Raw genomic sequence first — 14584 nt, forward strand, 5'->3', positions numbered from 1 at the left:
GCCTGTCTTGCCTTCATCAACCGGATGCGGCCGACGCTCGCGCGACGGCCGTGCCTCTTGGTCAGTCCATGCTGACGTGCGCTTCCTTGACGAGCTTGCCGAAGCGGGTGACTTCGTCCTTGATCTGGGCCGTCATCTGGGCCGGGGTGTTGCCGACCGGCTCTGCGCCGATGGCAGCGAATTGCTTCTTCACATCGGGGAGTGCCAGGGCCTTGGCGATTTCAGTGCTAAGCCTGTTCACGATCTCAGGCGGCGTTCCGGTAGGGGCAAGGATGCCGAACCAGGAGGCGATGTCGAAGCCGGGCAAGCCGGATTCGGCAAGGGTAGGCACATCCGGCAGTGCGGAAGAGCGCTTGGCCGTTGCGACCGCCAGCGGCTTGAGCTTGCCGGCCTTGATGTAAGGCAGCGCGGACGACGCGGTGTCAAACATCATCGATACCTGGCCGCCCATCAGGTCAGTGATGGCCGGGGCGCTCCCCTTGTAGGGAACGTGGACGATGTTGGTGCCGGTCTGTGCCTTGAATTGCTCGCCGATGAGGTGATGGGCCGTGCCGTTGCCATTGGACGCGTAGGTCAGCTTTCCGGGGTTGGCCTTGGCATAGGCGACCAACTCCTGCACGTTCTTGGCCGGGAAGCTCGGGCTGACGACGAGCACGTTCGGCACGATGGCAACGACGGAGACCGGCGTCAGATCCTTTTGGAAGTCGTAGGAGAGCTTTCTGTAGACGTTCGGTGCGATGGTGTGGTGAACCGCACCCATGAGCAATGTGTAGCCATCTGGCGCGGACTTCGCGACGGCGTCCGCGCCGATGGTTGCACCAGCGCCCGGCCGGTTTTCGATGATGACGGGCTGGCCTAGCGCCTGCGTGAGCTTTTGTCCCACGGTGCGGGCAAGAACGTCGGTGGTGCCCCCGGGGGAAACGGGACAATGAGGCGAATGGGCTTGGTGGGATATGCCTGGGCGAAAGCGGTGCCGGCGCCGAGAGCGAGGGCGAACGCAGCCACCGCAGTCCGGATAACGGATTGCATGCCTGTCTCCTGATGGCATTCTTGATTGGCCGGCCCACTCAGGGCCGGCTCGGTACGGGGCACCTGTGCCGGTGCTAGCCCGCCAGTTGTTTGATGCGGCGCGGCGAGCCGCGCTTCCTGCTCAGCCTCAGGCCGCCTTCTTGACCTGGTTGGCCAGCGCCTTGCAGATGGCTTCGGTGACCGACGCGGTGGTTGCGTTGCCGCCCAGATCCGGGGTGAAGACGCCGTCCGCGGTGATCTGCTCGATGGCTGCCATCAGGCGGTCCGCCGCGGGCTTCTCACCCAGATGCTCAAGCATCATGGCCGCGGTCCAGAAGGTGGCGATGGGATTCGCCACACCCTTGCCCGTGATGTCGAAGGCGGAGCCGTGGATCGGCTCGAACATGGAAGGGAACAGGCGCTCCGGGTTCAGGTTGGCGGTCGGCGCGATGCCGAGGCTGCCGGAAAGTGCCGCTGCCAGGTCGGACAGGATGTCGGCGTGCAGGTTGGTCGCGACCACCACGTCCAGCGTATGGGGCTTCAACACCATGCGCGTCGTCACGGCGTCGACCAGTTCGCGGTCAACCTTGACGTCCGGATAGTCCTTGGCGACTTCGTAGAAGATCTCGTCCCACATCACCATGCCGAAGCGCTGCGCGTTCGACTTGGTCACCAGGGTAAGGTGCTTGCGGGGGCGCTTTTGCGCGAGCTCAAATGCGAAGCGGTGGATCCGTTCGACACCGGCGCGCGTGAAGACAGCGGTTTCCGTGCCGGTCTCGATGGGCAGGCCACGGTGGGTACGGCCGCCGTTGCCCGCGTATTCGCCTTCCGAGTTCTCGCGGATGATGACCCAGTCGATGTCCTTGCCATTGGCCAGCGGGCTCTTCACCCCTGGCAGTACGCGTGCGGGGCGTACGTTGGCGTACTGGTCGAAGCCCTGGGCGATGGGTAGGCGCAGGCCCCACAGCGACACGTGGTCGGGCACGTTCAGTGCGCCGACGGCACCAAAGAAGATAGCGTCGAACTGCTTCAGGCGTTCAAGCCCGCCTTCGGGAATGTAGTAGCCTTTTTCCAGGTAGTAGTCGGAGCTCCACGGGAAATGCTCGACACTCAGCTTGAAGCCGCCATCTTGCCCCGCCAGGGTCTCCAGCACTTGCAAACCGGCAGAGATGACTTCCGGGCCGATGCCATCGCCAGGGATGGCTGCAATCTTGTATTCACGCATAGCGTTGCTCCTCTCATTGTTTTCCACACACCGAAGGCCGCTTTCAACCGCCAGGTATGCCGGCGCCTTCTGTGACCTAACTATCGTTGAAAACCAAGGGAGTAAGATGAACTGATTTTCAAACTAATATTAACTTGGGGTTGAAGATGGGACATCCTTCGGAACTTGCCTTCTTCGCTGGCCTGGCCAAGGCGGGCAGCCTGTCAGCGGCCGCGCGTGAGCAAGACGTCACACCTGCAGCCATCAGTAAACGGCTCGCTCAAATGGAGAAGCGGCTTGGGGTGCGGTTGCTGAACCGGACGACGCGGCGCATCGGCCTGACGGCCGAGGGAGAGGTCTACCTCGAGCACGCCCGGCGCCTGCTCGCGGAGATCGAGGATCTCGACCAACTGATCTCCAGCAGCCATGTGGCGCCGCGTGGGACGTTGCGAGTCAACGCTCCGCTGGGATTCGGGCGAACTTACATCGCGCCTGCGATATCCGATTTCGCCAAACGGTTTCCACAGATGGAGGTGCAGCTACATCTGACGGACAGGCCAATGAACCTGGGGGATGAAGGATTCGACATCGGGATACGGTTCGGCGAGATTCCGGATACACGCCTGATGGCGCGGAAGATTGCCGACAACCGGCGCCTGGTCTGCGCCGCGCCCTCGTATCTGAAAGCACACGGCACGCCGGTCACGCCACACGATCTGACGCAGCATCAATGCATCGTGCTGCGCCAGAATGACTCCGCATATGGCATCTGGCGCTTCGTCAAAGGCAAGAAGACGGAAACGGTGAAGGTACGCGGCGCTCTGAGCAGCAATGATGGCGAAGTCACGCTGACGTGGGGCCTTGCCGGGCAAGGGATCTTGCAACGCGCGGAGTGGGACCTTGCCAAGTACCTCCGAAGTGGCCGCCTGGTCTTGCTGCTCGAAGACTATGCCTTGCCACCAGCCGACATCTTTGCCGTCTTCCCGGAGCGGCTGAACATGTCGGCCAAGGTCCGGGCGTTCCTCGACTTCCTGGTTGCGCACTTTGAAGGGAAACTGCTTAGGGCACGTGGGGGTACCTCTTCCTGGTAGACGGCCGGCCACGCGCAGTCATCCGGACAGCCTACGGCCGCCCCAGCAGACCTCCATGTCAGATGTGGGCGAGCACATTGATCAGTTTGCCGAATGGGTCGCGAACATAGAAGCGTCGCACGGCCCACGGCTCGTCGACCGGGCCGTACTCGATGGGAATGCCTGCCGACTTCACGCGCTCTAGTGCGGCGGCAATATCGTCCACTTCGATCGATAGATCAGGCGTTGGCGTGTCCGATCCTCCTTGCGAAGCGAAACTGATCTGCACGTCCATCCTTTCCGAAGACCCGTAGGTGGCAATCCAGCCATGATCCATCAGCAGATCGAGGCCAAATACGCCCTGGTAAAAGCGCTTCGCGTCGTCTACGGCTTGCGTGTTGATATTTGCAACGATTCGTTTGACCTTCATTGCGACCTCACCTGAATCACCGTGTGGAGGGAAATATAGCGGGACGCTACCATACGGCTTCGACCGGTCGCGGCCGGTCGTCTGTGCCCAAGTGGAAGCCGGACAGGGATGACAATCCAAGCAAGATACGATCAGAGCTGTCGCTGTGGAAACCAGTAGTGGACGGGTGCGCCTGCCGGAAAAAATGGCGAGGATTCATGCAGCGCGAGATCGTGCCAGCCGTCGGACGGGTTAGCCATCGCATGCGCAGCAAACGCAGCCAGCGCTGCGTCCCTCATATGGTCAACTACGCCGGATAGATCGGGGTTCTCAGCAAACTTCCTTGCCGCCTCGCATACCTTTAACAGCGCCTTCGGATGGGCTTCGCTGATAGCTGCATCAGGCCAGCTCCCGGCCACCTTCCTTGCGATGAGGATGCCTTGTGCCAGGCAGGCGCCCCGCAGCGAATTGACATGCGCGACCGTGCCATTGTGCCCGCCCGCGGCACGCACCAGCTTGCGCACCTCGCTATCTGCCCGACGATCTTCTGAGGAAACCCAGAAAAGTGGCGCATCGATGCCCACGGCAGCCGGTGGTTCCTCCTTGAGGACATCCGTGACTGCCGTGAAGGCCTCCTCGGCATCACTAGCGATGCCGCCTACACAACTTGTTGAGGCACGGTCAAAGGTGACGACACACCATCCGAATGCCTTCTTTCCTCCTGGATCGAAGCCGACAAGTTTCATGGGCACTTAGCTCCTCTGACTGAGAGGGAGCATGGTAGACCATTACCGAAGCTGGTGATTGCGGATGAGCATTTTGAGTGGCTCGCACAAATGGCTCCCCATCGATTCGCCCACACCTCGCAACAGTGAATTGCAAACCGAGGGTTTTCCCTTGGCGGGACGTTGGCGTAGATTACTTACTCCAATCGGCCTTGCCAAGGAAGCGAACGTCATGCGACTCACACCCGAAACCCTGCTCCCGACCCAACACGTGACGACGGAAGACGTCGTCACGGCTATCCGTCACCAGGACATCGTCGAGGCCTACACGGCAACGAGCGCTTCGCAACGCGTCGCCGTGCTCCACATGCTCTATCCGCGCACCGACGCCCGCACGCATCGCAGCCTCGACGCGCTGGTCAACACGCTGCACGTGCATGGCCTGCACCAGGTCGCGGACCTGGTGGAGAAAGAAGCGCATTACCTGGTGTTCAAGGACCCCGCCAAGGCCTGGAAGGCGCTGCACGAGATCCGCCATGACTCGCTCGCGATCGGCGTGCACCTCTATTACAAGGGGCGGTCCGGCGCGGCGGCCGAGGCTGCGCTGGATGTGGATGCGCATCGCGCGGGCTAATGGGTTGTTGCCCTTGTCGCCAGTCCAGCGAATATCCTCTGGCAATCTTCAGGCAACAGCGCGCCCACCGTGCGCCAGACGCACGGCGAGGGTAAAGGCGGAAGGGGAAAAGCGGCTCGCTCTGCCGCTTTAGTCCGGCTTGACTACGGGCGCCACTGCGTCCGGCTGCACGCCGGGGCTTTGCCACGCGGCGCCCTGGCCAGCTGTGGCGGCAGTGCCGCTTACCGAGTAAAGCGCGCCGGGCGCGTTGCGGGTCTTCTGGAAATCCGCGAGCGACTCGCCGCGCATGGCGGCGTAGATATGCAGATTGGAGACGCCGCTGACCGCGCCGAGCTTCTCCAGCAGGAAGAAGATCACGCCGTAGTGGATCATCCCGCGCCAGTCGCGCTGTGAGATGAGGTCGCGCTCCTGCGCGGTGAGTCCGGCTTCGTCGTACGTGGCGGCGGGATCGGCCAGGAAGCGGACGCGGAAGTCCGGCTGCACCAGCTGATGCAGGTAGCGGTTGATGCGGTAGGCCCGCACGCTGGTTTCCAGCGTGAAGGGATACGTGCCTTCCAGCGCTTCGATGCCGCGCAACTGGTGCCCGATATGCTCGCGCTGGCGCTCGGCGCGCGCCGCCACGCGCTCGGGGTCCGCGCAGGCTTGGTTCTCGTAGACGGCCACGGCGATGCCGGTCATGGAGGGCAGGTAGTAGTCGCGATGGATGCAGCGGACGGCGTTGGACATAGCGCCGCGCATGACCATCCACATCACCACCTCGGCGCTCTCGAAGCCGCCCAGCTTGGCGTAGTCGGCGTGGGTGAGTTCCAGCAGCGCCTCGGGGTCGGATTCGAACAGATCCAGGAAGCGGTGATCCCACGCGGTGTTGTTGAAGCCGGCGCGTTCGCCATGCACCTGGTGCGAGAGCCCGCCGGTGGCCACGATGGCCACGCGCAGGTCTTCCGGGTAGCTCTCGATGGCGCGGCGCAGCCCCTGCCCCAGCTTGTAGCAGCGGCGCGCGGACGGCGCCGGGAACTGGAGCACGCCGACTTGCAGCGGCACGATCCTGACAGGCCAGCCATCGCCGTGCGGCAGCAGGACCGACAAGGGCGAGAAGCAGCCGTGGTCGAGCGCCTTGTCCTGGAAGAAGGACATGTCGAACTCATCGGCCATCAGCGATGCGCCGATGTGCCTGGACAAACCAACATGGCCACCGATGGCGGGCAGCGAGCGCGGACCGCCGCCTTCATCGGCCGCGGCGTAGGACTCGCCGATCCCGAGCGCGAATGCCGAGTAGTGGTCGAAGAAGAAGGATGTCACGTGATCGTTGTAGACCATGACGAGGACATCCGGCCTGGCTTTGGCCAACCATTCGCTGACCGGCGCGTACGCGGCAAAGATCGGAGCCCAGGCGGGATCCTGCTGCTTGCCCGCATCCAGCGCGAAGCCGATGGTGGGCGTGTGGGATGACGCGATGGCGCCGATGATAGTGGCCATGTTAAAGACTCAGGCGGGTACGGCGCGTTGCTGCACCTTGGTGGAAATGATCGATATCGCGGCCATGGCCGCGGGGACGGCAAGGATGGCAATGACCGCGCTGAAGCCCCAGCCCAGGCTGAGCAGCACGCCGCCAGCCATGGACCCGGTGATGCTGCCGAAGCGGCCGATGCCCAGCATCCAGCTCACGCCGGTGGCGCGCACCGGGGTGGGATAGCACCCGGGGGCGAAGGCGTTCAGGCCGGTCTGTGCGCCGCTCATGCAAAAGCCCGCCATCAGCACGTAGAAGGCAAACAGCGTGGAGCTCACATTGCCCGAGGCCAGCAGGAGAATCCATGCTGCGCCGCAAGCGTAGGCAAGCGCGATGACCTTGTTGGCGGCGCGGCGGTCCATGTAGAACCCGACCACGAGTGCCCCAACGGTCCCGCCCAGCTGGAAGAGCGCGGTGAGGTTGGCGGCGCGCTCGATCGGCAGCCCTGCGTCCTTGATCAGGGTCGGCAGCCAGCCGCTGAGCAGGTAGATCACCAGCAAGCCCATGAAGTAAGTGAGCCAGAGGGACAGTGTGATCCCACGGTAGCCGGGCGACAAGAGCGTGCGCACGGGTTGCGAGGTGGGCACCGGCGGCTCGCTGATGGTGAACTCGGTATTGTCCGCAATGTTGCCCCCGCACACGCGGCGCAGGGTACGGGCGATCTTCTCCGGGGCCGCTTTGCGCACGACCATGAAGCGCACGGATTCCGGAATCAGCAGCATGTAGACCGGCAGGCAGATCAGCGGCAGCGCGCCGCCCACCATCAGCACTGTGCGCCAGCCATAGTGCGGCAACAGCGCAGCGGCGCCGAAACCGACCAATGCGGAGCCCAGGTTGAAGCCGGTGAACATGGCGGCCAGCAGCGTGCTGCGGGAGCGTTCCGGCACGTATTCCGAGAGCAGCGTGGTGGTGCTGGGCATGGCCGCGCCCAGGCCAAGGCCCGTGAGGAAGCGCAGCAGCGACAGCGTCACGATGCCGTCGGAAAACGCGCTCAGCAGGTTGAACGAACCGAACAGCGCGATGGAGCCGATCAGCAGCTTCTTGCGGCCAAAGCGGTCGGAGAGCGGGCCGACCAGCAGCGCGCCGATGGCAAGGCCGAGCGGCGCGGCGCTCATCACGACGCCGAAGCTGGCACGGGAGATGCCCCACTCGCGCGTGATGTCCGGGGCGAGGAAGCCCATGATGGCGACATCCATGCCGTCGGTGGCTACGATCAGGAAGCATAAGCCGAGCAGCAGCCACTGGTAGCTCGACATTTTTCTATCATTGATGTGGGCTCGGATATCGAGCCGGGGCCGTGCAGTCATGCCGTCTCCTGGTGAACCCGAACGCGGGCTCTTATCGTTCATCTGACTAATGGCCAGAATCGCCATGCTGGGCGTGGGCGCCAGCGCAACGTTCATGGCAAGGCTAGTCTACGATCCGGGCGGTCTGCATGTATTGCTTTCGGCTGGCGGGGCGTTGCCATCTGCTTATCGATGCACGGATGGCTAGCGCCGCGGCACCGGCTGCGGCGTGGACTTCAGCGCCAGGCCGCGCTGCAGGTGCGCAGCTCGGCAAGCAGCGCGTCGGCGCCGGGCGAGAGCCGAGCGCCCGCGCGGGTCGTGATGCCGATGGGGCGGCTCGCGCCGGGTATGGGGAGATCGAGCACGCAGAGCGATCCCTGCTCGATCTCATAATGAAGCTGGTGGGCAGACAAGGCAGTGATCATCTCGCCGCGCAGCAGCAGGCCGCGCAATAAAGCCAGGTCTCCGGTTTCCACGAAGGGTTGCGGCAAGGGCCGTCCCTGTTGCACAAAGTAGCCGTCCAGCGCCTCGCGCAGCGGTGAGCGGGCACGGGAGAGCACCCACGGGTAGGCCTCGACATCGCGCGGGGTGAGCCGCCGCCTGGATGCCAGCGGATGGTCGGCACTGGCAATCAGCGCCATCCGGTCCTCGAACAGCGGCTCCATCGCCAGACCCTGGGCGGAGCCCGGCCGCAAGGCGCCAAGGATCAGGTCGATGCGCCCGCTGAGCAGCCCCGCGGTCAGTTCCTCATAAGGACTCTCGAGCGAGCGAAAGCGCAAGCGCGGGTGGCGCGCGTGCAGCCCGGCGATGGCGGCCGGCAGCAGTTGGGTGCGGCCGAGCGGCAGCGCGCCCACCGTGACCACGCCCTCCAGCACCCCGCTCAGTGCGGCCACGTCGGCCTTGATATGGCGCAGTTCCGCCAGCACGCGCTCGAACCGCACCATCCAGCGGTCGCCCGCGTCCGTGGGAATCATGCCGCGCGCGGTGCGCAGAAACGGGGCTGCCCCAGTATCTCCTCCAGCCGCGCCACCGCCTGGCTGACGGCGGATTGCGAAATGCCAAGCACCGCGCCCACGCTGGGCATGTGGTGTGCCTCGGCCAGCATGGTGGCGACTTCCAGCCGGCGCTCGTTGTAGAGCGATTCGAGGCTGGCGACAGCGCCGCCATGCCGGCTGCGCAGGCGCATGGCTTCGTCCCGGACCTCTCTGAGGATGGCGTCGATCTGCTGCACGCGGAGCAGCACTTCTTCTCCGGCGCGGGTCAGCAGCATGCCCCGCCCTTTGCGCTCGAAGAGCTCTACCTCCAGGCTGCTCTCCAACGCGCTGACCGAGCGCGCGATCGCTGACGACGCGCGGTGCAGCGTCTCCGTTGCGCGCCGCACGCCGCCTGCGGCAGCCACGCCGGCAAACACATAAAGGTGATGCAAGCTGATCGGGGGAGATCCATCGGGTGCCTGAGTTTCGCCTTCGTTGTGCTTTCGGTTCGCCAAGCCAATAAGAAGATTGGAACACTGGCCGGGTCAGAAGGCAACCCGCCGCAATGGCTTAGCGCCAATACTCGCCCATCATCGACGTACGCGGATCGTGTTCCATGAATGACCTCATCGCTTCGGATCTCATGCCGGTACCGTGCATCCTGATGCGTGGCGGCACGTCTCGCGGCCCCTTCTTTCTCGCCGCGGATCTGCCTGCGCAAACCCCTGCGCGGGACCGCGTGCTGCTGGCCGCCATGGGCTCGCCGGATCCGCGGCAGATCGACGGCCTGGGTGGCGCGCATCCGTTGACCAGCAAGATTGGCATCGTGGGGCGCGGCGTGCCGGGCGAGGCCGATCTGGAGTTTCTTTTGCGCAGCTCCAGCCCAGGACGGATACGGTGGACACCACGCCCAACTGCGGCAACATGCTGGCCGCCGTGCTGCCGTTCGCGGTGGAGCGCGGCTTGCTCAAGCCTTCCGGCGATGTCACCCGTGCCCGGGTGCTCACCCGGAATACCGGGATGGTGTGCGACATCACCATGCAGACGCCGGGCGGCAAGCCGCACTACGCAGGCGATGCACGCATCGATGGCGTGCCCGGTACGGCCGCGCCCATCGTGATCGATTTCCTGGATACGGCGGGGTCCGTCTGCCCTGCCCTGCTTCCCAGCGGCAATGCGCTGGACCGGTTGACGGTCAGCGACGCTGCCACCGGCAAGACGATCACCGTGGACGCGACGCTCATCGACAACGGCATGCCGATGGTGCTGTTGCGCGCCAGCGATCTCGGGCGCTCCGGCTATGAAAGCGTGCAAGCCCTGAACGAAGACGCGCCGCTGAAGGCCACGCTGGAGGCGCTGCGCCTGGAAGCAGGACATCGCATGGGACTGGGCGACGTCACCGCCAAGAGCTATCCCAAGATGTGCCTGATCGCCCCGCCGCGTGCCGGCGGCAGCGTTGCCACACGCTGCTTCATTCCGCACGTTTGCCACGACGCCATCGGCGTGCTGGCGGCCGTGACGGTGGGCACCGCTTGCGTCCTGCCCCAAACGGTAGCGCAAGGCATCGCCGACATCTCCGGCAGCGGCCCAGTCCATGCCATCAGCGTTGAACACCCCACCGGCGAATTCACCGTCGAGCTGGAAATCGATCCCACGCGGCCGAACACCATCGCGCGCAGCGCGCTGGTTCGCACCGCCCGACCCATCATGCGCGGCGAGGTCATGATCCCCGCCGCTGCATGGCCTGCAAACTGAACGTACACGCTTAGCACACGTCATTATGATCATCGATTGCCACGGGCATTTCACTACCGCGCCGAAGGCGCTGGAAGACTGGCGCAAGCAGCAGATCGCCAACCTTGCCTCGCCCAGCCTCGGCCCCTCTGCGTCAGATCTGCATATCAGCGACGATGAGCTGGTCGAAGCCATCTCCTCCAACCAGCTGCGGATGATGCGGGAGCGCGGCTCCGATCTCACCATCTTCTCGCCACGCGCATCGTTCATGGCGCACCACATCGGCAACTTCGAAACCAGTGCCACGTGGTCGAGCCTGTGCAACGCGTTGTGCTACCGGGTCGCGGAACTGTTCCCGGATCACTTCGTGGGTGCGGCCATGCTGCCGCAGTCGCCGGGCGTGGACACGCGCACGTGCCTCGCTGAACTCGAGCGTTGCATCGTCGAATACGGGTTCGTGGGCGTGAACCTGAACCCCGATCCTTCGGGCGGCCATTGGACCTCGCCGCCGCTGTCGGACCCGTACTGGTATCCCATCTACGAGATGCTGGCCGCGTATGACGTGCCGGCGATGATCCATGTCAGCACCAGCTGCAATGCGTGCTTTCACACGACCGGCGCGCACTACCTGAACGCGGATACCACGGCCTTCATGCAATGCCTGACCAGCGATCTGTTCAAGCGGTTTCCCACGCTGAAGTTCGTGATTCCGCACGGGGGCGGCGCGGTGCCTTATCACTGGGGGCGCTTCCGTGGCCTGGCGCAGGAGCTGAAGCTCCCTGAGCTTGAGGCGCATCTGCTCGGCAACATCTTCTTCGATACGTGCGTGTATCACCAGCCCGGCATCGACCTGCTCACCCGCGTGATCCCCGTCGACAACATCCTGTTTGCCTCCGAGATGATCGGCGCGGTACGCGGCATCGATCCGCGCACCGGCCACCACTATGACGATACGCGCCGCTACGTGGACCAGGCGGGCCCGCTCACGCCGCAGGAGCGCCACAAGATCTTCGAGGGCAACGCCCGCCGCGTGTATCCCCGCCTGGACGCCCGGCTCAGGGCCCGCGGACTCTGACACTGAGAACATAAGGAGACTGTAGTGAATCCCTCTCAAACCCAGCTTGGCGTGGTCCGGCGCCATATCGAACGGGCGCATCCCGAAACGGTGGCACGCCTGTCTCGCTTCGGCGTGGCGACCGTGCACGAAGCGATGGGCCGCCTTGGCCTGATGAAGCCGACCATGCGCGCGGTGTATGCCGGCGCGGCCACGTGCGGCCCGGCCGTCACGGTACTGCTGCAGCCCGGCGACAACTGGATGCTGCATGTGGCGGCCGAGATGATCCAGCCCGGCGACGTGGTGGTCGCCGCCTGCACGTCGGACAGCACGGACGGCTTCTTCGGCGACCTGCTGGCCACGTCCTACCGGGCGCGCGGCGCCAAGGGCCTGGTCATCGATGGCGGCGTGCGCGACGTCAAGGACCTGACCGCGATGGACTTCCCCGTATTCAGCCGCGCCGTGCACGCCAAAGGCTGCTCGCGCGCCACGCTGGGCTCGGTCAACGTGCCGGTGGTGTGCGCGGGCGCCTTCGTCAATCCGGGCGACGTGGTGATCGCCGACGACGACGGCGTGGTGGTGGTGCCCGCGGCCTGCGCCATGGCCGTGGCCGAGGCTGCCGAAGCGCGCACGGCCAACGAAGCCGCAAAACGGGAGCGCTTCGCCGCCGGCGAGCTGGGACTCGATATGTACAACCTGCGCGACGCCCTGGCCCGCGCCGGACTGCAGTACCTGGATTGAGCCAACCACCCGCAACCCGCGGGCTCTGACAAGAAGAAAGGAGGAGTCAACATGAGAAAGCTGCGCCCCTTAGCGCTTGCCTTGTTTTGCACGCTGCCGGCTTGGGCCTCGGCCCAGTCCGTCACGCTGTACGGCGTGGTCGATACCGGTGTCGAGTACGTGAATCACATCGGTGCCGCCAGCAACAGCGTCACGCGCATGCCGAACCTGAGCGGCACGGTGCCGTCGCGCTGGGGCCTGCGTGGCACCGAGGACCTTGGCGGCGGGTTGAAAGCGAACTTCGCACTGGAGTCCGGCTTCGGGCCGGATACGGGGGCGTCCAACCAGGGGGACGGCTGTTCGGACGCCAGGCATGGGTGGGGCTGAGCAACAACTGGGGCCAGATCAGCTTCGGCCGCCAGTACACCATGCTGTTCTGGGCGATGCTGGACTCCGACATCCTGGGGCCGAACGCCTATGGCTCCAGCTCGCTGGACAACTACTTCCCCAACGCCCGCGCCGACAACGCCGTTGCCTACAAGGGCAAGTTTGGCGGGCTGACGGTGGGCGCCACGTACAGCTTTGGCCGCGACACGGTCAACGCGGGGCCGAGCCCTTCCGGCACCAACTGCGCCGGCGAGAATGCCGCTGACAGCAAGGCTTGCCGTGAGTGGTCCGCCCTGCTGCAGTACGAAACCAACTGGTGGTCCGTCTCCGCCGCGTACGACTCGCTGCGCGGCGGGCCCGGCGCATTCGGCGGGCTGACCAACAGCAACTTGAAGGATGACCGCCTGGTCCTGGGTGGTTACGTGCTCGCCGGCAACGCCAAGGCGGGCCTGGGCTGGGTCGCCCGTCGCAACGAGGCGCTGACGGCGTCGCGCAGCAACCTGTATTACGGCGGCGTGTCCTACGATGTCACGCCCACGGTGAATGTCGCGGGCGAGCTGTATTACCTGAAGTACCGCAACAGCGCGGACAAGGCATGGCTGGGTGCCCTGCGCGCCAGCTACGCGTTCTCCAAGCGGACCTCGGTGTATGCCACGGCCGGCTATCTCGCCAACGGTGGGCAATCGGCGCTGTCGGTGAGCAGTGCGGGCACGGGTACGGCACCTGCTCCGGGCGGTAAGCAGTTGGGTTCGATGGTTGGCATCAAGCATATCTTCTGATGCTTAGTGCCCCCGCGCTGCGCCGGGGGCATCCACGATCTCCACCGTCAGCCCGGATGACCGCTCTGAACAGGGTGAGCGGTCTCGTTGCGCATCCATTGGCTAAACGCCAGGATGCGAGGGTCCTGGCTGCTGCGCTCCGGATAGACGAGATGATAGGCATACTCAGGCGCTATGCTGACGCCAATCTCGAATAGCCGCACCAACCGGCCCTGGGACAGGTCATTGGCAATCATGGGCAGTTCCACCAGGCCAATCGCGGCGCCGTCGATCACGGCCTGCACGACATGGCTCGAATCGGAAAACGCAACGCACCGGCTGTCGTCAAAATCATCGACGCCGGCGGCGGCCATCCACATGCGCCAGTCGGGCCAGACCATGCCGTCGACCGGGCAGTCGACATAGCACAGCGTGTGGCCGAACAAGTCTTGCGGTGTTTGCAGCCTGAAACCGGCCTCGCGCAGTTTCGGGCTGCAGATCGGGACGACGACGGTGTCGAACAGCCGGTCCGAGCGCGCTCCCTCAACGGATCCGGCGCCAAAGCGGATCGCGATATCGATATCGTCCACGTCGAAATCCCGTACCTGATCGGAAATATCGAATATGAGTTCCAGCGTGGGGTTCGCCGCCCTGAACCGTGCAAGCCTGGGCAGCAGCCAGTTGGTGGCGAACACCGCGCCTAGCGAGACGCGCAGATGTGCCGGCCCCCGCGCCATTCTCCGGGCCCGGCTGGTGGCTCGCTGCAGGGTGTCGAGCGCGTCGGCAGCCGCCTCGAACAGTACGGCGCCGGCCGGCGTCAGCTGGATGCTGCGGCTGGTGCGCGCGAACAGGGTAATGCCCAGCTGGTCCTCGATCTCCTTGATCTGGTAGCTGACCGCCGCCGGCGTCAACCCCACCTCCTGCGCCGCGCGCGTGAAGTTCAGGTGCCGCCCGGCCGCCTCGAAGGTCCTCAGTGCTCGTGTTCCCGGCAGCATTCGCCTCATCGATCTTCAAGCCGTATTTAATGATCCGGCAAGAAATACTCGTTTCTCAAAGCCCGGTCAATAGCAGATAGTTGCGGCAATCCATGCGCATGGGTGCGGGACGCGCCCCT

General features: G+C 64.7%; 12 protein-coding genes and 3 pseudogenes. 6 read left to right on the forward strand and 9 right to left on the reverse strand.

Annotation, left to right across the window (positions count from 1 at the left end; genetic code table 11):
* Positions 1 to 61: 61 nt before the first annotated feature.
* Positions 62 to 1029, reverse strand: a pseudogene (locus tag OMK73_RS23605) (tripartite tricarboxylate transporter substrate binding protein).
* A 127-nt stretch (positions 1030 to 1156) separates the two neighbouring features.
* On the reverse strand, positions 1157 to 2233 hold the full coding sequence (locus tag OMK73_RS23610) for a tartrate dehydrogenase (RefSeq protein WP_267604161.1): 1077 nt from the start codon (positions 2231 to 2233) through the stop codon (positions 1157 to 1159).
* Positions 2234 to 2379: 146 nt separating this feature from the next.
* Here OMK73_RS23610 and OMK73_RS23615 point away from each other — a divergent pair, with 146 nt between their 5' ends.
* Positions 2380 to 3303, forward strand: a complete 924-nt coding sequence (locus tag OMK73_RS23615; protein ID WP_267606489.1) for a LysR substrate-binding domain-containing protein — start codon at positions 2380 to 2382, stop codon at positions 3301 to 3303.
* A gap of 58 nt (positions 3304 to 3361) precedes the next feature.
* Here the strand turns inward: OMK73_RS23615 and OMK73_RS23620 are convergent, their stop codons facing one another.
* Positions 3362 to 3712: a VOC family protein gene (locus OMK73_RS23620; RefSeq protein ID WP_267604162.1), complete on the reverse strand. Its 351-nt coding sequence runs from the start codon at positions 3710 to 3712 to the stop codon at positions 3362 to 3364.
* Between the two features lie 131 nt (positions 3713 to 3843).
* On the reverse strand, positions 3844 to 4437 hold the full coding sequence (locus OMK73_RS23625) for a DUF429 domain-containing protein (RefSeq protein WP_267604163.1): 594 nt from the start codon (positions 4435 to 4437) through the stop codon (positions 3844 to 3846).
* 211 nt (positions 4438 to 4648) lie between these two features.
* On the opposite strand from OMK73_RS23625, the gene OMK73_RS23630 reads away from it, so the two are divergent.
* Positions 4649 to 5050, forward strand: coding sequence for a hypothetical protein (locus OMK73_RS23630; RefSeq protein WP_267604164.1), 402 nt, complete (start codon positions 4649 to 4651; stop codon positions 5048 to 5050).
* Positions 5051 to 5179: 129 nt separating this feature from the next.
* Here OMK73_RS23630 and OMK73_RS23635 read toward each other — a convergent pair whose 3' ends face one another.
* The 4 genes from OMK73_RS23635 to OMK73_RS23650 form a co-directional block, all read right to left on the reverse strand.
* On the reverse strand, positions 5180 to 6526 hold the full coding sequence (locus tag OMK73_RS23635) for a gallate dioxygenase (protein ID WP_267604165.1): 1347 nt from the start codon (positions 6524 to 6526) through the stop codon (positions 5180 to 5182).
* A gap of 9 nt (positions 6527 to 6535) precedes the next feature.
* Positions 6536 to 7864, reverse strand: a complete 1329-nt coding sequence (locus OMK73_RS23640) for an MFS transporter (protein WP_267604166.1) — start codon at positions 7862 to 7864, stop codon at positions 6536 to 6538.
* 215 nt (positions 7865 to 8079) lie between these two features.
* Complete coding sequence (locus OMK73_RS23645; protein WP_267604167.1) at positions 8080 to 8817, reverse strand: LysR substrate-binding domain-containing protein; 738 nt, start codon at positions 8815 to 8817, stop codon at positions 8080 to 8082.
* Positions 8814 to 9269, reverse strand: coding sequence for a helix-turn-helix domain-containing protein (locus tag OMK73_RS23650; protein ID WP_267604168.1), 456 nt, complete (start codon positions 9267 to 9269; stop codon positions 8814 to 8816). Before OMK73_RS23650 ends, OMK73_RS23645 begins: the two co-directional genes overlap by 4 nt.
* Positions 9270 to 9433: 164 nt before the next feature.
* Here OMK73_RS23650 and OMK73_RS23655 point away from each other — a divergent pair.
* The 4 genes and pseudogenes from OMK73_RS23655 (at position 9434) to OMK73_RS23670 (ending at position 13491) form a co-directional block, all read left to right on the forward strand.
* Positions 9434 to 10572 (forward strand): annotated as a pseudogene (locus OMK73_RS23655) (4-oxalomesaconate tautomerase).
* Between the two features lie 25 nt (positions 10573 to 10597).
* Positions 10598 to 11626, forward strand: coding sequence for an amidohydrolase family protein (locus tag OMK73_RS23660; RefSeq protein ID WP_267604169.1), 1029 nt, complete (start codon positions 10598 to 10600; stop codon positions 11624 to 11626).
* A gap of 24 nt (positions 11627 to 11650) precedes the next feature.
* A complete protein-coding gene (ligK, locus tag OMK73_RS23665; RefSeq protein WP_267604170.1) occupies positions 11651 to 12346 on the forward strand; it encodes a 4-carboxy-4-hydroxy-2-oxoadipate aldolase/oxaloacetate decarboxylase in 696 nt (231 codons plus the stop codon).
* Positions 12347 to 12397: 51 nt separating this feature from the next.
* A pseudogene (locus OMK73_RS23670) lies at positions 12398 to 13491 on the forward strand (porin).
* Positions 13492 to 13538: 47 nt separating this feature from the next.
* Here the strand turns inward: OMK73_RS23670 and OMK73_RS23675 are convergent.
* The gene (locus OMK73_RS23675) at positions 13539 to 14474 is read right to left on the reverse strand and encodes a LysR substrate-binding domain-containing protein (protein WP_267604171.1); all 936 of its coding nucleotides are present in this window, start codon (positions 14472 to 14474) and stop codon (positions 13539 to 13541) included.
* Between the last annotated feature and the right edge of the window lie 110 nt (positions 14475 to 14584).

The sequence above is a fragment of the Cupriavidus sp. D39 genome (genome assembly GCF_026627925.1).
GTDB lineage: Bacteria > Pseudomonadota > Gammaproteobacteria > Burkholderiales > Burkholderiaceae > Cupriavidus > Cupriavidus ulmosensis.